Annotated in this window: 15 protein-coding genes; 4 read left to right on the plus strand and 11 right to left on the minus strand. The window is 39.8% G+C overall.

Going from position 1 to position 17,235, the window contains the following annotated elements; translation table 11 throughout:
• The 10 genes from LH29_RS11075 to LH29_RS11120 all read right to left on the minus strand — a co-directional run bounded on the left by LH29_RS11075 (position 1) and on the right by LH29_RS11120 (position 10,357).
• On the minus strand, positions 1 to 1,503 hold the full coding sequence (locus LH29_RS11075; RefSeq protein ID WP_045029624.1) for a tetratricopeptide repeat protein: 1,503 nt from the start codon (positions 1,501 to 1,503) through the stop codon (positions 1 to 3).
• The gene (locus LH29_RS11080; RefSeq protein ID WP_045029627.1) at positions 1,493 to 2,080 is read right to left on the minus strand and encodes an RNA polymerase sigma factor; all 588 of its coding nucleotides are present in this window, start codon (positions 2,078 to 2,080) and stop codon (positions 1,493 to 1,495) included. The genes LH29_RS11075 and LH29_RS11080 overlap by 11 nt, the downstream gene beginning before the upstream one ends.
• Before the next feature lie 364 nt (positions 2,081 to 2,444).
• On the minus strand, positions 2,445 to 3,185 hold the full coding sequence (locus tag LH29_RS11085) for a hypothetical protein (protein WP_045029630.1): 741 nt from the start codon (positions 3,183 to 3,185) through the stop codon (positions 2,445 to 2,447).
• A gap of 147 nt (positions 3,186 to 3,332) precedes the next feature.
• The gene (locus tag LH29_RS11090) at positions 3,333 to 4,169 is read right to left on the minus strand and encodes a sugar phosphate isomerase/epimerase family protein (protein ID WP_045029632.1); all 837 of its coding nucleotides are present in this window, start codon (positions 4,167 to 4,169) and stop codon (positions 3,333 to 3,335) included.
• 176 nt (positions 4,170 to 4,345) lie between these two features.
• Positions 4,346 to 4,546 carry a hypothetical protein gene (locus LH29_RS11095; RefSeq protein WP_045029635.1) on the minus strand — a complete coding sequence of 67 codons (201 nt, stop codon included), beginning with the start codon at positions 4,544 to 4,546 and terminating at the stop codon, positions 4,346 to 4,348.
• A 17-nt stretch (positions 4,547 to 4,563) separates the two neighbouring features.
• Positions 4,564 to 5,229, minus strand: a complete 666-nt coding sequence (locus LH29_RS11100) for a redox-sensing transcriptional repressor Rex (protein ID WP_045029639.1) — start codon at positions 5,227 to 5,229, stop codon at positions 4,564 to 4,566.
• A 243-nt stretch (positions 5,230 to 5,472) separates the two neighbouring features.
• Positions 5,473 to 6,477, minus strand: a complete 1,005-nt coding sequence (locus LH29_RS11105) for a Gfo/Idh/MocA family protein (protein ID WP_045029642.1) — start codon at positions 6,475 to 6,477, stop codon at positions 5,473 to 5,475.
• Positions 6,478 to 6,548: 71 nt separating this feature from the next.
• Positions 6,549 to 7,778: a hypothetical protein gene (locus LH29_RS23815; protein WP_052670801.1), complete on the minus strand. Its 1,230-nt coding sequence runs from the start codon at positions 7,776 to 7,778 to the stop codon at positions 6,549 to 6,551.
• 161 nt (positions 7,779 to 7,939) lie between these two features.
• Positions 7,940 to 8,650: a YebC/PmpR family DNA-binding transcriptional regulator gene (locus LH29_RS11115; RefSeq protein WP_045029645.1), complete on the minus strand. Its 711-nt coding sequence runs from the start codon at positions 8,648 to 8,650 to the stop codon at positions 7,940 to 7,942.
• Between the two features lie 273 nt (positions 8,651 to 8,923).
• Positions 8,924 to 10,357 (minus strand): RapZ C-terminal domain-containing protein, encoded by a 1,434-nt coding sequence (locus tag LH29_RS11120; protein ID WP_052670802.1) that lies wholly within the window; start codon positions 10,355 to 10,357, stop codon positions 8,924 to 8,926.
• Positions 10,358 to 10,439: 82 nt separating this feature from the next.
• On the opposite strand from LH29_RS11120, the gene LH29_RS11125 reads away from it, so the two are divergent.
• Positions 10,440 to 11,129 (plus strand): YdcF family protein, encoded by a 690-nt coding sequence (locus tag LH29_RS11125; protein WP_198152431.1) that lies wholly within the window; start codon positions 10,440 to 10,442, stop codon positions 11,127 to 11,129.
• A gap of 3 nt (positions 11,130 to 11,132) precedes the next feature.
• On the opposite strand, the gene LH29_RS11130 is transcribed toward LH29_RS11125, so the two are convergent.
• Complete coding sequence (locus LH29_RS11130) at positions 11,133 to 12,896, minus strand: M28 family peptidase (RefSeq protein ID WP_045029651.1); 1,764 nt, start codon at positions 12,894 to 12,896, stop codon at positions 11,133 to 11,135.
• Positions 12,897 to 13,061: 165 nt separating this feature from the next.
• On the opposite strand from LH29_RS11130, the gene LH29_RS11135 reads away from it, so the two are divergent.
• Genes LH29_RS11135 through LH29_RS11145 form a run of 3 tightly spaced genes read left to right on the plus strand, consistent with a single transcriptional unit; the run spans position 13,062 to position 17,235 of the window.
• On the plus strand, positions 13,062 to 15,149 hold the full coding sequence (locus tag LH29_RS11135; RefSeq protein WP_045029653.1) for a hypothetical protein: 2,088 nt from the start codon (positions 13,062 to 13,064) through the stop codon (positions 15,147 to 15,149).
• Positions 15,150 to 15,166: 17 nt separating this feature from the next.
• Positions 15,167 to 16,219: a DUF6340 family protein gene (locus LH29_RS11140; protein ID WP_157493670.1), complete on the plus strand. Its 1,053-nt coding sequence runs from the start codon at positions 15,167 to 15,169 to the stop codon at positions 16,217 to 16,219.
• Positions 16,216 to 17,235 (plus strand): DUF6340 family protein, encoded by a 1,020-nt coding sequence (locus tag LH29_RS11145; protein ID WP_045029658.1) that lies wholly within the window; start codon positions 16,216 to 16,218, stop codon positions 17,233 to 17,235. Before LH29_RS11140 ends, LH29_RS11145 begins: the two co-directional genes overlap by 4 nt.

Below are 17,235 nucleotides of genomic sequence, written 5' to 3' on the forward strand. Positions count from 1 at the left end.
TTATTTAAAAGAGTACTTTAGCTTTCTTAAAATTGCCTTTGCATCTTTTTCGTAATGACCTTTACGATCTATCACTGCAAGCAATTCTTTCTTCGCCTCTGCCCTTTTATTCATTTTCAGGTAACAAAGTGCTTTGTACCACTCGGCCTCCTCAATAAACATGTTATTTCCGTGATCAATAACTTTGGTATACTCAGTTACCGCTTTCGGGTATTTATTTAAATTCTGATAACTCAATCCTTTATAAAACTGTGGAACAAATTGCTCATCAGCTTTAACCGTTACATTATTCAACAAATCGATAGTCTTTTGGTACTCATTCTGCTGATAGTATACTTGAGCTTGCTGTATTATGCTCATTTCGCTGTCAACCGAACGTTCAGATGCCCATGTTGTTGACACAAAGTGCTTATCGTATGAATTATCAAGCGTATTGGTATTCATTCGCATAGCGCCAAGTAGTCCAACCACAACCAGGACAACGGCTACACTGCTTCGCCAGAATTTGGTGGAACCAATCTCGAATCGAGGCATTATTATCGATTTCACCTCTTTCTTCTCGGATTCTTCTCTTGCGTCTTTCAGTTTCTGGCGTAAGCCCATGATATCCGCCTCTGAAACGGCAGCGTTTATATTCTCGCGAAGTGCCACTTCCGCCATCAGATCGGTATTTTCTTTTAATTCAGCACTGAATTCCTCTAATAAACTTTCCTCCAGTACTCCATCAATAAAGTCTTCAATGGCTTGTTCACTAACATTCCACGATGTTTCAGACTCCATGATATTTCTTAGTTCGCTTCTCAAGTCCATTACATCCGTTTCTGCAACAGCCATTTCAAGCTCTCTATGCAGATTTACTTCTGATTGTAACAGTTCATTTTGGTTCAGTTCACCTTCAAATTCGGCTAAAATATCGTCGCCCATTTCTCCTTCAAGATACGCGTCGATATCTTCAACTGAATATTGTGGTTCAACCGATTTTGCAACCTGCTGCAATGTTTCGCGCAAGTTCAAAATATCTGTTTCCATTATAGCTTCTTCCAGTCCTTCCAGACCTTCCATATCAAAACCGTTCAGGTCATCTTCAATAACGACTTGTTCAGAACCGTTTTGCTCTTTGTAATAATGGTGTATGTTTTCGTTGCTGGTTCGTTCATGCTGATATACATGAACTTTTGGGAGCGATTCGAAACTTTCAATGAGTTCCTCGGGCGTTAACTCTGCTGTGGCTTCTTCAAATTCGCTGAAGTCGTCTAACAGCTCAAAAGAGCCATTTAACTTGCCATTTTTTGTACTAGTTGATTGAATTTTTTCGAGTTTCCCTTTAAGATCAAGAACATCCATTTCCAAAACGGCTGACTGGATATTTTTGTGAAGTTCAACTTCTTCTCTTAACTCCTGGTTTAACTCTAATTCATTTTCAAATTCTTCTCTCTCGTGTTTGTTTAAAAGATCTAAACAGTAATCTTCAATGCGTCCAAATAATTCTGCTTTAGGTGTCATCTTCAAGTATTTTTTTAAATTCTGTATCTTGCTTAATGCGCTTTATCAACAGTTCTTTACATTTATACTTTCTTGTTTTAGCATATTTTTCAGATTTGTATCCCATAATTCTCGCAATTTCTTTTAGCGGAACCTTTTCGAAAAACATCTGCAATAGCTTCTGACAATCTGTACTCAAAGTTTTGAAATGCTTTTGATACAATCCGTATTTTTGGTTTTTATCCACCAATTCAACCAGGCTGTCGTCGTAAACGTCTTCCTGGAACGGTAATGAATCGTTCAGCTTTTCCTTCTCGATACGTCGTTTCTCCAATTGCTTTAACCACAAAAATCGACACACCGAGAACAAATAACCTTGAAAAGAACTCTTTTCGAAAATTAAATCGTTTTCCTTTAATTTCCTGTAAATTACGATAATAGCTTCCTGAAAAATATCACTGGCATCGTCCTCACTTCCTTGGTTTTTCTTAATGAAATAATTTACTTTATAGTAGTACTGTTTGTATATGTACTGCAAAATTAAATTATCGTGCCTTAAGATTCCTTTCAGGATTTGCGCATCCGTATAATTTATCATCTTCTAATATATTATTCGATTATTGGTCAAAAGGTAACCCTCTATTTAAAATTATTCTATAAACAACTTAATAACTGCATTGTTGGCAAACATGTAATTTCGCTTATTAACAAGCCGTTACAAGATTGGATAAAGATAAAAATTTAATTAAAAAAAGAAGTAAACTTTTGGATTTAATGTTCTGGGTGGACTCTAAAAACAAAAAGGACGGGTTCAACAACCCATCCTTTTCTCATTAAACTAACTAACCTAACTAAACCTAAACTTATGAAAATAAACGTACCGCAAATATAAGGGCATATTGTAAATCCGACAAGGAAAAGATGTTAAATGGTGTTAAACCTTTCAACAATTAACATTTTATTTACTGTGCTACAAAAGTGTATTGGATTGTTCCTTTTTGACGTGTGGGCGCTGAATTATCGCTGTTAAAAACAGTTCGTATTGCCGCTTCTTTAGCATAAGCAAAAAGCTGCTTATCGCGGATAGAATTATCGTCGCGAGGTTCGGCATCAACAACCTTTCCCTCGCGGTTTACAACGATATCAACAATAACCGTTCCTCCGCCCTGACTCAAATATACCGGTACCGGTAAACGTATGTGGTAACGATTTTCCAGGTAGTAAACAATATTACTTTCTCCGGCATAAATTACGTTCTTTATTGAATCGCGGTCCATGCCTTCAGTAGTTTCAACCGGCATTTCTATATCACTCAAATCAACTGTTTCCTTAGCAAGATTTTTATTTACATTGGATACAAGTTGCTGGGCTGCTTCCACTTCTTTTAAATAGTCATCGTCAAAAAACTCGTCGGTTGAAGTGGTGGTGTTTTCTGTAGCCGATCGGTTTGAAGCGACGTTTGTTCGTGTATTGTTGGTTTGCTCGATATCGGGTTGATCTGTACGTTCTTCCTCTACCGTTTCGGGTTCATTAATTTCGGGTTCGAGCATTTCTGCCGGAAATTCAATTAAAATTTCCTCTTCTTTTACATTGCCTTTCATATCTACATCGGCCAGTAAAAACGCAGAAAATAACAGAATATGGAATACCAGCGTACCGATTACTCCATAAACATTTCTTCTGTATAACTCTCCTATCTTCATTTGCAGCAAAAATATAAAATTAGCAACGATAAAAGCCCGAAATCAGAGAGAATACTAATTTATTTATGTTGAACATTATCCGGTATACGCACATAAAAAAAGAGTTTCCCAATCTTGGAAAACTCTTTTCTGTATACTGTCTTTAATCTATTTTGTTGCGGCTACCATTGCCCTGAAATAACCTATTGATTCGGCAATTCCCATAAACGGATCATCCATATTTCGTTCGTGTTCCAGACTTACAGCACCGGTGTAATTTACTTCGCGAAGCATATTTACAAAAGCCGGAAAATCAATTATACCTCGCCCCACTTCAACCGAATAACCTTCTTTTGTGCGCCCGGTAACATCTTTTAAATGAATATCGAACACCCTGGTGTGGTATTTTTTTAAATCGGCAACCGGATCTTTCCCATTTCTGGTATCGTGGCCAATATCGAGACACATGCCAATTCGCGGATCAAGATCTTTTGTATGTTCCCAAACATCTTCAGCATCCGGATATACTGCGATATCCGGGCCATGCAAGTGAATGGCAAAATACAAACCTGTTTCCGCTACTTTTTCATTTACATATGGAAGCAGCTCGTAATCGGGCACACCTACAATCGTGTTAACTCCTACGCGTTTCGCATAATCAAAATATTTATCAATATCCTCTTTACTTTTCATATAAAGCGGTCCAACCGCATAGCCGGTAACACCATACTCGGCACACTTTTTATGAAATGCCTCTATTTCTTCAGCAGTACTCTTAACAGGTAAATGGAAATCTTTTATACAAAGGTAATGTACATCACACCGTTTCATGGTTTCCAGCGTGGTTTGTAAGTCGAAACGTACAAAAGTATACCCGGCCATCCCGAGCTTAAAAGATTCATTTGTTTCAGGTGCCGGTTGAGGATCGGGGCGTTTTACATCTTGCGCCGTTAGCGTAAACGTCAACAATAGTAAAAACAGAAGAGAAAGTGTTAATTTGTTCATTGTATTAAATTTAGTTGATACAGGAAAACAAATGTAACAATTAAACTAATACGTAACTGACCTTACACGCGCGTGTTTGAGTAATTTTCAAGTTTAAATTCCGGGCAGCGATTTACAACCGCTAAACTAAAAATTAAACGAAACAGCTTAAAATTGAAGTAGAAGATTGAAAGTAATCATACCGTTTGCCAGCGGGTTGTTATATTATAATTCTGAGCATATTCTTCCCGCTCCTTCTCATCTGCGGTTAGTTTGCTTTCAGCTTCCAGATTCTGCAGCTCAACACATGCATGACTAATGTCATTTTTCTCCGCTTTAAAGAATTTTTTCTTTATTTTATCAGCCGCACATCTAAAGAATAAATTAACCTTTTTCATGTTTTTGCTATTTTGAGTTATTTCTTTGAATCGTTCAACCGTTGCAACAAAACAGCGGCAAATGAACTCATCGATGTATTCTGAATAATTACATCATCCGGCAAATCAAGTATTTCATGGGTGAAATTCCAGATCGCCTTTACACCACAGTTCACCAAATCTTCAGCTACTTCTTGTGCCACATCATTGGGTGTAGTCAATATGGCAATCTCAACATCCAACCGGTTCGACAGATGAAACAGCTTGTTATACTCCAAAACCGGAGTATTTCCAATGTGTTGCCCGATCTTTTTTTCATCTACATCAAATGCTGCTATTACTTTCAAACCCAGCGTTTGATGCTCCTGATAAGCCATTAATGCAGAACCTAAATTACCGGCGCCAACCAAAAAAGCTTCGTTTACATGATTGAATCCCAAAAATTCTTCCAGTGCATGGCACAACTCGTAAGTATTGTACCCCACCCTGGGTTTTCCTTTTACCCCGGTAAATGCCAAATCTTTTACCACTTGTGTAGGATCGCATTTTAGTTCCTTTCCAATTGATGGTGCTGAAATATTCATTACACCCTTTTCACGAACTTTTTCAAGAAAAAATAAATAGTTTGGCAACCTTCTTAATGTTGGTTCCGGAACTTGTTTTTTATTTTTCCTTACTGCGATCACTTTTGTAGCTTTTGTCATTTAGTTCACTTTAAAAATACGAATAACTCAAATTAGAGAATTTTTTCTTTATTGCTTTTATATGAATATTCACTAAAAGTTAACATATAAATCCTTCTGATTTTCAATTGCAAAGAGCAGTTTACAATTTGCCAACAATGGTGCAAAATTCATTATACAGAATCTTCTAATCGGTGACAGGATGAGTAGACAACTAAAAATTATGCAGAAACAAAAGGTCAGCAAATTCCCAAACGAAAGACTTTAGAAAAATAATTTCTCATCATGGTTTGGAAAAAAAATTCCTGCATCGATACGGATCCTGTCAAGCGTTTGTATTAAATCCTCACTCATTTTCCAGGTCATCTTCGGGCTTTCTATCAACCCGGAATCTAAACACTCCATAACGTGTTTGGCTTCGTATTGGTACCCTGCTCCTTCTTTCGTTTCATTTGGAATTAACTTTCGCTCTTCGTCGCCTTTCCATACCGTTAAATCGGTTGGAGTAAACCAGCGCGGATGCAAAATAACATAACCCTTCTCGCAACAAAATTCGGATTGTACCGGCGAATGCACCGCAAAACTTGAGGACAAACTGGCCATCTCTCCACCTTTGTATTTAAATATCATTTGGATGCTTTCCTCGCTTCCGGTGGAACTAAAATCGGCAGAAGTTTTTATGAGGTCAGGAACGCCAAGTGTTGACAGCGCCGCAAATACCGGGTAAATACCAATATCCAAAAGTGAGCCGCCCCCCAATTTAACATTGTACAGGCGCTTTTCCTCATTGAACTCGGCATTAAAAGCAAAATCCGACCGCACCATTTTCAATTTCCCCAATTCTCCGGAATTGATAATCTCAAGCGCTTTTTGAAAACTTGGCTGAAACATGGTCCAGAAAGCTTCCATAAGGAAAGTGTTGTTTTCCTTTGCACATTGTATCATTTGCGCCACTTCGTGCTGATTCATAGCAAAAGCCTTCTCACAAAGTACTGCCTTTTTATGCTCGAGACACAACATCGTATGCTCAAAATGGTGCGAGTGTGGCGTTGCAATATAAACTACATCAACGTTTGGGTCTTTAACCATTTCCTTATAACTGCCATAAGCCTTTTCAAATCCCAGTTCGTTGGCAAAATCCTGCGCACGGTTTAAATCGCGCGAAGCCGCCGCGTACAGTTTTGCATTTGGTAACAATTTCAGATCGTTAACAAACTTTTTGGCAATTTTACCACATCCTAACACTGCCCAATTGTATATTTTACTCATGATTTTTTAGATTTAGTTTGAAGGCTAAATGTACAAACTAAATAAAGATTCAGAAAGCCTGAAGGTAGAATTTACACTGCCATTTGCTTCGATTTTGGCATATCGAAATATTTTTGAAACAGTGCAAAGCGTTGTGACTTGCTCTGCGTGCGCTTCTTTCGAAGGTATGAGAAATGTAGAGGCGATACTTTTTCTATCTCTTTTAAATAATCGCTACAATACCATGTTTCATTTAACCCCACCGATTCAACAACCATCATTTCAATGCTGCGGTTCATCAACCCTAAAAAATCGTCGCTTTTTACGCCATTAAAACAGCGCATTTCTTCCAGTGCCATGCGCCCAAAATGAATGGTTTTATTCACAAACCTGCCCAGGTCTTTTTCAGGCAAACAAGAGAAAATAGTTTTGGTAGATGCTAACGAATCCTCTTTTACATCCTGAATATCGTCGAGCAGCTGCAAATAAATTCCATAGCCAAAAAGCGCTTGTTCCTGTTCTCTGGTCATATCTCCGGCCACTAGGTAACCATCGGCTAAAACCGATGCCCCGCCTTTTTCAAAACAAATGTTGCAGATCTCATCATCAGAGATTCCGTTCTGCGTTATCATTTTCAAACTATTGGTTTGCCCCTGCTGAATGGCATATAAACTCTCATACACCCTTGGGAATTTGTGGCGTGGAAATTCTGCTTCAAACATACTTATTAAGTGGAACAACTGGTTTTCCGTGTGATTCAAAGGAATCTCCAGGATGCCGTGTAAACGACGATCGAAACGCGTTGAGAAGATTTGTTTTTGTTCGTTACTAATTTCCGGATCATCCAGTAAATTATCGCTGTAGGGGTAGATCATGGAATACGCGAAGACCGATGGTGTGATTTTTACCGGTTTTTCAATCATCAGCTGCAGGCCATTCATTATCCACACATTTCGAATTCCCTGGTATATATCTTCCGGATCTAATTCCGGACCGAATGCACGTGCCCGATAGAAAAAATCTTTTGAAACATCTTTGAAATCTTCCGAAAGGATAATTTCGAGGTGACCGGGATCAAAATCAAAGACAGTCTCCAGAAACGACCTGAACATGGGAAAAAACGACTTTGCAGGATCTCGTTGAATCTGCTGTACTTTACGAACATTTTGCAGCTCTTTTAACTTATTTTGAAAGCTGTCGAAATTATGTTCGTGGGCAAATTTTTCTTCTGATGAATACGTTTTATGAAAATGCGGAAAAGAATCGGGGCTCCGCTCCCACATTTCTTTAAAATGGTTGATGTAATCCTGAACAGGTAGCATAAATCTTTGTTTTCCCCGAAAATAGGTGAAACAAAGCAAATGCATACAATTTATTAGATAATCGTGGGAATTTTGAGGGTTAAAAGGGTTTTTAAAACTGTAAGTATCATTTCAAACGCTGAATTGGATTCAGTACCGCCTGAAATGATACTTGTAGTTTATTATGCAATGTTGGTGTAAACAGCCTGAACGTCTTCGTCCTCTTCCATTTTATCCAACATCTTCTCAATTTCTTCCATTTGTTCTTCGGTAAACTCTACCGGAGTAGTAGGAATACGCTGAAGTTCTGCTTTTTTAACGTTAATTTCCAGCTCCTCAAATTTATGCGCCATGTCGCTAAAGCTGGTGTATTCACCATAAGCGTAATATGTTCCTTCGTTCTCTTCAATTTCATCCAAACCGGCATCAATCAGCTCAAGCTCAATATCTTCCATCTCCATTCCTTCCGGCATATCAAACTCGAAAACAGCTTTTCGTGAAAACATAAATTCCAGCGAGCCGTTTGGAACCTGGCCTCCACCTGCCTTATTAAAATAACTTTTAACATTAGCCACTGTACGGGTTGTATTATCGGTTGCTGCTTCAACAAAAACCAATACGCCATGCGGGCCTTTTCCTTCGTAGGTGGTTTCAATATATGCCGCTGCATCTTTTCCCGATGCACGTTTAATCGCTGCTTCAATATTCGCCTTAGGCATGTTTTGTGCCTTCGCGTTCATGATAGCCGTGCGTAGTGCAGGATTTAAATCCGCTTCAGGGCCACCTTCTTTTGCTGCAATGGTTATTTTCTTCGAAAGTTTTGGAAAAACTCTCGACATTTTATCCCAGCGTTTCTCCTTCGCTGCCCTCCGGTATTCAAATGCTCTTCCCATGAATAAGTCTGTTTTGAAAATTTGTGCGAAAATAAATACAGAAAACTTAATTACCAAAAACAGAGCTAGTGTTTTTACCTTTATATCACTACTGTTAGAATTTTCTGTAAGAAATGTGCAATATTAATGTAGCCGGTTATTCCACCTTCTGGATTGAAATTTTCTTCGGTTTACAAACCTTGTCTTCCTTTTTTACTTTGGCTCCACATTTTTTGCAACTGTATTTTGGATCTTCTTTATCCTGAAAATCCTTTTTTTTACATGCCTTTTTACTCATCTCCAATTTTCCTGTTCACGATGTACTACAACAACATTCACAGGATAATTGTTTTGCAAATACTCTCCAATTTTCTCGGCCGAATATACCGACCGGTGCTGTCCGCCGGTACAACCAAAACCAAGCGAAAGATGCGTAAATCCACGTTCAAGATAAACTTTCACCGATTGATCAACCAGCACTTTTACGGCATCGATAAAAAGCCTTATCTCTGATTTTTGCTCCAGGAATTCCTGCACCGACATGTCCTTTCCACTTAACTTTTTGTACTCCTCGTAACGGCCGGGGTTATTTATAGCACGGCAATCGAAAACATGCCCGCCACCATTACCAGAAGGATCTTCGGGGTAGCCTTTTTTATATGAAAAACTTGTAATTCGAACGGTAAGGTTAGATTTTTTCTGTCCAATTTCCTTTAAAACCTCGGAATGCGTAAGCTGCTTTAATACGCTGGTAAGTTCGGGTAAATCAACCGGTAATCTTAAATCGGAAAGTAATACTTCCAGGTTTTTTAGCGCGTAAGGAATACTTTTCAGGAAATGTTCCTTTTTCTCGTAGAAGCCACGGAATCCGTAGGCGCCCATCGCCTGCATAATACGAATGAGAACAAAACCTTTAAAGTAAGCTGAAAACTTCTCTTCATCAACTTTCATGTACTTCTTCAGTTCCGAAATATAAAAGTCGTAAAGCTGAGCGCGTACACTTTCCGGGATATCGGCTTTTCCATCATATAGTAACGATGCCAGATCATATTGCAGCGCCCCTAAACGTCCGCCCTGATAGTCGATGAAATACACATCATCATCTTTCAGCATCACGTTGCGAGACTGGAAATCGCGGTATAGAAAATAATTGGAACTCGCACTCAACAGGTAATTACTAAACAGCTGAAAATCATCTTCAAGTGCCTGCTCATCGAAATGTATTTTTGCCAACTTCAGAAAATAGTATTTGAAATAATTCAAATCCCACATCATCGACTGTTTATCAAATGCTTCGCGCGGATAACACACCGAATAATCCATTTCTTTTCCGGCAATGATCTGGATTTTAGGAAGCGCCTGCAGCACCTTTTTGTATACAGAAATTATATTTTCCGAAAATCCTTCCTCTTCGCGTGTTTTAGTAAGAAATTCAAAAAGTGTGGTGTTGCCCAGATCCTCCAGCAAATACTTTTTCAAATCGGAGCTAACAGCATACACTTTCGGCACTTTTATTCCTTTATTATAAAAATGATTACTGAACGAAAGAAAAGCCGTATTCTCTTTTACATCGTTATTGATGGCGCCAATTACTGTTCGGTGCTCGTTGCCCAAACGGCAATACTGGCGGTATGATCCCGACGGAGGCAGCAATTCAAAACGTTCAACTTTTTCGTTAAAATGACTCTCGAAGAGTTGGACTATTTCGTTTTTTTCTGTAGTCTTCAATGATCTGATTTTTAAATTAAACTTACATTTATGGTCTTAAACGTGAGCTATGTTTAAAACAAAATTCAAAAGTATCCTTTTTTTGAGATTACTACGAAAATTCTTGGTACTGATTGGAATTTTCTTTGTTGTTTGCCTCGTTTTTTCTTTTACCGAACAACCTTACCGGGCTTACCACTGGCTGGGAACAAGCAAATCGGAACTAAAATGGGAACCTAAAACTATTATTTTATTGGGTGGCGGTGGTATGCCCAGCCAAAGTAACCTGATGCGCAGCTGGTACACTGAAAAAGCGGCAAAATCTTTTCCCAAATCAAAAGTGGTTGTTGCCATGCCCGGCGCGCTAAGCGACAGTTTAAGCACGCCTCAGTTAATGAAATCGGAACTCGAATTGAGAGGTATTTCTGCTGAACGCATAGCATTTGAACCTGAGGGAACAAACACACGCTCGCAGGCATTGAAGTGCCAGGGAATAATAAAAATGCAGGATCCTATTTTATTGGTTACTTCTCCCGAGCATATGCGTCGTGCCGTTTTGGCGTTCAAAAAAGTTGGCTTTGAAAAAGTGAACGCCCTGCCCGCTTTTGAAAATGCTGCCGAAGCCGATTTTTCGTTTACCGACGACGAACTGGGTGGCAACTCCATCCTCATTCCCGATGTTGGCAACAACATAAATATGCGCTACCAAATGTGGAACCACTTAAAATATGAGATTCTGATTGCCCGCGAAATGGTTGCACTTACTTACTACAAACTTCGGGGTTGGATTTAATTACTACAACTGTACGATTAAAACAGTTGGTTTTTCGTCTCGTAAAATATCTACAGAAATAGTTGCACCGGCTTCTAAATTTTGCAGACGATCCATGTACTCGTAGATATTACCCACCTTTTTACCGTCAATAGCAATAATAATGTCTCCCTTTTTCATTCCGGCAGCATACGCAGGTTTACCTTTCGAAACGGCATCAACACGCATTCCACGTTTTTCCGCACCGGCAAAATCAGGCATCACGCCCAGCGTAACTTTAAATCGTCCTCCCCTGCTGCGTTGAAATTTACTTCCGGCTTCCTGAAACGTTAATTTCTCAGCACGGTTCACCACATCGTCGAGCAAGGCAGCCGAATAGCTCATTACTTTTTGTGTGCCTTCAAAATTGATCAATTCCACATCGTCCTGCGGGGTGTGATAATCGGGGTGCGCACCGGTAGAAATATAAATTACAGGAATATTCTGCAGATAAAATGATGCATGGTCTGATGGTCCAATTCCTTCGCCGGTAAATGCCAGCGTAAAATCCGGATTCAGGTCATTTAATAAATCTTCAGTTTCTTCAGCGGTTTTTGTTCCGCCAATACTTACGCTGTTATCCTCTTTTAAACGGCCAATCATATCAAAATTGAACATGGCTACCATTTTATCGGTTTCAACCGGTGATTTCATTGTAAAAGTTTTCGAGCCCAGCAATCCCATTTCTTCAGCACCAAAAGCCACAAAAATCACACAGCGTTTATTGCTTTTATCTCCTGCCAATTTCTCTGCCAGCTGAATAACTGCAGAAACTCCCGAGGCATTGTCATCCGCACCGTTATGAACAGCAACTGTATCTATTGCACGCGATCCGGAACCGGGTCCACCCATACCCAAATGATCGAAATGGGCACCCACAACTACATATTCATCCTTTAATTTTTCGTCGTTGCCGGGTAACATCGCAACCACGTTTCGGGTTGTTGTTTCCTTTAAACCCACATTTACTGTAACACTAACCGTTACCGGAACCTCCAGGTTTAAACCGGCCTTTTGCTCCAGTATTTCAGCTTCCAATTTTTCTACCGTCTGCTCTGTTCCTCTTAACATCTCATTGGCCACCTTTCGGGTTACCTGAATAACCGGTATAGAAAAACGGCTGCTGTTTTTATCAAAAAACAATGACGACAATTCATCCGCTTCACTGAATTTTGTACCTGCCACAAATATAATTCCTGCAGCGCCTTTATCCGATGCTTTTAATGCTTTTGCTCGTTCACTCGAAAATTCAAGGTACGGACTATTTGGATTATCCAAATCCGGATCGCCCTGAAGCACCAACATCCATTTTTCAGTTACATCAGCGCCATCAAAATCGTTCCATTTCAACGAATCGCGGTTTACTTCAATACCAAAACCGGTAAAAACAACTTCGGCCGCTACTGTTGTGTTCGCAGAAAAAGCATAAGGCAAAAAGTCCTTTTCAACTTCGTATTCCGTATCGTTAACCTGTAACTGATTTCCTTCGGCAATTTCAGCTGATGTTACCAAATTAAATTCCTGAAAGCCGTTATCAAATAGCAGTTCCAAACCTGCAGCTTCAAATTTGCCGGCAATGTATTGTGCTGCCAACAAATCGCCCTGTTCGCCCGATTTTCGTCCTTTTAACGAATCGGAAGCCAGGTAGTCGATATTCTCACGAATATCATCAAGCGTTATTTCTTTGTCGAATTTTGGGCCACAAGCCGCCACAAAAATTACAAGCGCAGCAAATACGAAATTCTTCATAAACACGAAATTTATTTTTGGTTTTGAAAACATCGAGGAATATTTTTGGTTTTATGTTTTGTACACACTTCAACAGAGTTGACAAATGGATAGCAATAATAACCATAAAACGCGATATAAAAAAAGGAGATGTGTATATTTACCACTTCGTAAAAAACAAATAATTTGATCTCATTTGGCATAAAATACTGGTTTATACTGTTGCTCTCCATCACCGTTGCATCGGTAGGTGTTGCAGTTTTACTTTACTACAAAAACAAAGCGCTTAAAGAACTTTCGAAATTTCAGCGCAGCCTGTTAATGGCGCTAAGGTTTCTGGCTTTCTTTCTTATTGCCTTTTTGCTTTTATCGCCTTTTATCCGAAACATGAAGAAGATTACTCAAAATCCTGTAATCATTGCTGCGTGGGATAATTCGGGATCGGTTCTATCGCTTGCTGATTCGTTACAACTGGCCCAAACAATTAGCGATGAAAAAGCGCAGATAGAACGGCAATTGGGAGCCGATTTTGAGCTGGTGAGCTACACTTTTGGCGAAGAAACTCAAACCGGTAACTATTTAAATTTCTCCGAAAAAGGATCGAACTACAGTGAATTAATTGCCACGATAACCAATAATCATTTTAACCAAAACATCGGAGCGCTGATCGTTGCCGGAGACGGTATTTATAACCAGGGAAAAAATCCGCTCAACATGCTCGAGCAGGTGAGCTTCCCGATTTACACCATCGGACTTGGCGATACCACCGTTATTGCCGATGCCCGTGTTCAAAACATTCGCGTTAACCGCACGGCATTTTCGGGAAATAAATTTCCGGTTGAGGTGGATCTGCTATTTTCGAAATTAAAAAACACGCCGCTAAAACTTTCACTTTTTCAGGATGATGAAGAGCTGCAAAGTGTGATGATCACCCCATCGAACGATAACTATTTCGATACAAAAGAATTTGTGCTGGAAGCCGGTTCTGCCGGATTGAAACATTACACATTGCAGATCCAGGTTGCAGCCAACGAGCGAAATACCAAAAACAACAGCGCCGGTTTTGTGGTCAACGTGCTGGAGAACAAACAAAAAGTACTGATCATTTCCAATGGCTCACACCCTGATGTTGGTGCTATAAAAAATACACTCGATCAGCAAAAAACATACGAGGTTTCGGTATTTACCGACGAACCTTACCCCAATGATCTGAGCGATTACAACCTGCTTATTTTAAACCAGCTGCCAAGTACCGGGAAGTCGATGGCCGAAGTCATGGAAAAAGCAGATAACAACCGTTTGCCTATCCTTTTTATCGTTGGAAACCAAACATTTCTGCCGCAGCTGAATATTTTAAGCCAGGGAGCAAGCATTGAACCACTGGCCGGAAGCGGAGAAGAAGCGCAACCGGTTTTTAATTCGAATTATGCAACGTTTAATCTGTCAGAAGAGCTGATTGAAATTATTCCACAATTTCCTCCAGTGCAGGTTCCGTTTGCCAATTACGAGTTGAATCCGGAATTCTCGCCACTGTTGTATCAAAAACTGAAAGGTATTACAACCGGAAAACCACTAATCGCCACCGGAAAACTTGAAGGCCGGAAACGAGGTTATATTTTCGGCGAAGGAATTTGGCGCTGGCGGCTGTTCGATTATTACCAAAACCAGGAACAAACCCATTTTAACGAGTTAATCAATCAGCTGGTGCAATACCTTGCCTTGCGCGAAAACGAGGATAACTTTATTGTTGAATTCACCCCGGTTTACACTGAAGTAAATGACGTGGTTTTAACAGCCGAAGTATATAACGATGCTTTTGAGCGTATTGGTTCGGAAGAGGTAACCATTAAACTGCAAAACGAAAACGATGAAGAATACAACCTGACTTTCGATGTGCAGGATAAAAATTATTACCTCAACGCGGGGCACCTGCCTCTGGGCGATTATTCGTTTACTGCCGAAGTAAGTATTGGTAACGAAACCTTTACCGAAACAGGAAGTTTTACAGTGATTCCGGTTAACGTTGAGAATATCATTACACAAGCCAACCACACCCTGCTATACCAAATCGCGAACTTAAGCGGTGGAAAATTCTACCCGTCATCGCAAGCCAGCAATTTGGTTAACGAGCTGCAACAAACCAGTAAATTAAAAGCAACAACATACTTTCAGGAGATGGTAAATCAACTCATAAACCTTCGTTGGTTATTTGTTGTTTTACTAGTGCTGTTAAGTACGGAATGGTTTTTGAGAAAGTACTGGGGAATTTACTAAACAACATTCATTTTACGATGAGCATTTTCAAACAAACAAATTACATACTACTTGTTAGCCTTGTTCTTTTGTCGTATGCTTGTAGCCCAACAAAGCGGATTATGGTTGAGTTTCCGCAAAAACCAAAAAACGAGATTTCGCAGGATATACAGAGCCTGCTTTTGGTTAACCGCACTGTTGATGTTAAATACAACGATCTGCCCGCCGATTCACTGCAAAAATTATTTTATCAAAAGGATTTTAAACTCGATACTACCATATACGACCTCACAGCAGTTGACACATCGTTAAAGGCCTTGGGCGAATTGCTTTTCGAATCCGGAAGGTTTGATTATGTAATTCCCGAAGACCGTTTTCTGAACGCCGAAAAAAATGCATTCTTCTCCACTTCGATGAGCTGGCAGGAGGCGAAAGAACTTTGCGACCTGTATCAAACCGATGCTGTTCTGTCGATGGATCTGTTTAATACACACGTAGCAACCGAACTCTCTGAAGAATCAGTTTTCGATCCGAATGAAGGATTTTTCAGAACGGCCGTTGGTGCAAAAATGGTTGTTGTTTACGATGCCCTGTTTCGTATTTACGATCCGCAGCAGGAAAAAATTCTGGCACGTGAAGTATTTCAGGACACCCTGCTTTGGGAAAATTATGCACTGAGCATAAGAAATCTGTTCGCTGATTTTACACCTGTAAAACAGGCACTCACAGAAGCAGGAATTGCCGTGGCACTTGATTTTTCGGAAACAATAAGTACCCGCTGGCAAAGTGAATACCGGGTAATATTCGACAAAGGAAGTACAACTTTAAAAGAAGCAGCCACACTTACCGATAGCGGAGATTGGGCAACAGCCATTGAAGCATGGCAAAAAATTGCCGCCGAATCAGGATCGAAAAGCGAAAAAAGCAAAGCATTATTTAATCTCGCCACCGCTTGCGAAATACAGGGAGATATCGACTGTGCGATACAATATGCACTCGAATCGTATAATACAGCCTACCACCCCATCACTTATCAGTACCTCGAATTGCTTAAAAGCAAGAAAAAACAACCGAAAAACAACTCAAAATGAACCGATTGATCTTATGGACTATACTATTACTAAGCACCGTTTCATGCACGGTTTACAAGGATTACCCCATTGAAATTTATAAACCCGGTGAAATTCTTTATCCGGCCAATGCCGAAAATGTAGCTATAGTTTACCGGAATTTTAAATACAGCAGCGACACGCTAATTCACTATTTCCAGGACGATTTCCGCCTGAAAAAAGCTAAAAACGATCCGAAAAATCTCGACAGTATTTTGGTAAATTTAAGCATGAGCGAACTGGCTAAAAATTTGAAAGAGAAAAATGCTTTTAAGGAAATAAGAATATTCCCCGAACTTTTCGAGCCACATACCGGCGACAAACTTCCGGCGTTAAATATGGAGATGGTTCAGCAACTCGCCCGGAAAACCAATACCGACCTGGTAATTTCATTGGAAACCTATTCCTGTTTTTACTCCGAATATTCAACAACGGCCGAAATGCCAACAAAATCGAACGAAGTGATTACCGCTGCTGTTTGGGCGGTTTACAGTCCTTTCGAACAGCGACTGATAGAGCGCAAAACAATGATCGACACCATTTTTTGGAACGGCTACGATGCAAACGGAAATTATAACCGGAAAGCCAAGTTGCCACCGCGTATAACTGCGTTGAAGATTGCTTCGCAAATGGTTGGCGAAAATTATTCAAAACGCTTTTTTGCTTCGTGGGAAAATGTGAACAGGATGTATTCTGTTCCGCCACTACCCGACTTTGCCATGGCCGACGAATACGTACAAAAAGGCGATTGGGACAATGCCATTATGCTTTGGAAACGTTATGCCGACGACAGTAATGGGAAAATGGCCATTAACGCACGATACAATCTGGCACTGGGTTACGAAATGAAAGACGATTTTGAAACGGCCGAAAAATGGTTAAATGCAGCCTTACAAATTGCCACCGCCTACAACAGCAAGGAAGAACTGAAAATGATTTTCAAATACCAACAGTTACTTGCTAAAAGAAAAAAAGATATCTTGCGTTTAAACCAATAG

This window comes from Draconibacterium sediminis, from assembly GCF_000949475.1.
GTDB lineage: Bacteria > Bacteroidota > Bacteroidia > Bacteroidales > Prolixibacteraceae > Draconibacterium > Draconibacterium sediminis.

Coding starts and splice junctions, on each gene's coding strand:
- LH29_RS11095 (WP_045029635.1), bottom strand. CDS start 4,546: ATGAAAAAGGTTAATTTATTCTTTAGATGTGCGGCTGATAAAATAAAG.
- LH29_RS11105 (WP_045029642.1), bottom strand. CDS start 6,477: ATGAGTAAAATATACAATTGGGCAGTGTTAGGATGTGGTAAAATTGCC.
- LH29_RS11075 (WP_045029624.1), bottom strand. CDS start 1,503: ATGACACCTAAAGCAGAATTATTTGGACGCATTGAAGATTACTGTTTA.
- LH29_RS11140 (WP_157493670.1), top strand. CDS start 15,167: ATGAGCATTTTCAAACAAACAAATTACATACTACTTGTTAGCCTTGTT.
- LH29_RS11130 (WP_045029651.1), bottom strand. CDS start 12,896: ATGAAGAATTTCGTATTTGCTGCGCTTGTAATTTTTGTGGCGGCTTGT.
- LH29_RS23815 (WP_052670801.1), bottom strand. CDS start 7,778: ATGCTACCTGTTCAGGATTACATCAACCATTTTAAAGAAATGTGGGAG.
- LH29_RS11145 (WP_045029658.1), top strand. CDS start 16,216: ATGAACCGATTGATCTTATGGACTATACTATTACTAAGCACCGTTTCA.
- LH29_RS11085 (WP_045029630.1), bottom strand. CDS start 3,185: ATGAAGATAGGAGAGTTATACAGAAGAAATGTTTATGGAGTAATCGGT.
- LH29_RS11080 (WP_045029627.1), bottom strand. CDS start 2,080: ATGATAAATTATACGGATGCGCAAATCCTGAAAGGAATCTTAAGGCAC.
- LH29_RS11115 (WP_045029645.1), bottom strand. CDS start 8,650: ATGGGAAGAGCATTTGAATACCGGAGGGCAGCGAAGGAGAAACGCTGG.
- LH29_RS11100 (WP_045029639.1), bottom strand. CDS start 5,229: ATGACAAAAGCTACAAAAGTGATCGCAGTAAGGAAAAATAAAAAACAA.
- LH29_RS11090 (WP_045029632.1), bottom strand. CDS start 4,169: ATGAACAAATTAACACTTTCTCTTCTGTTTTTACTATTGTTGACGTTT.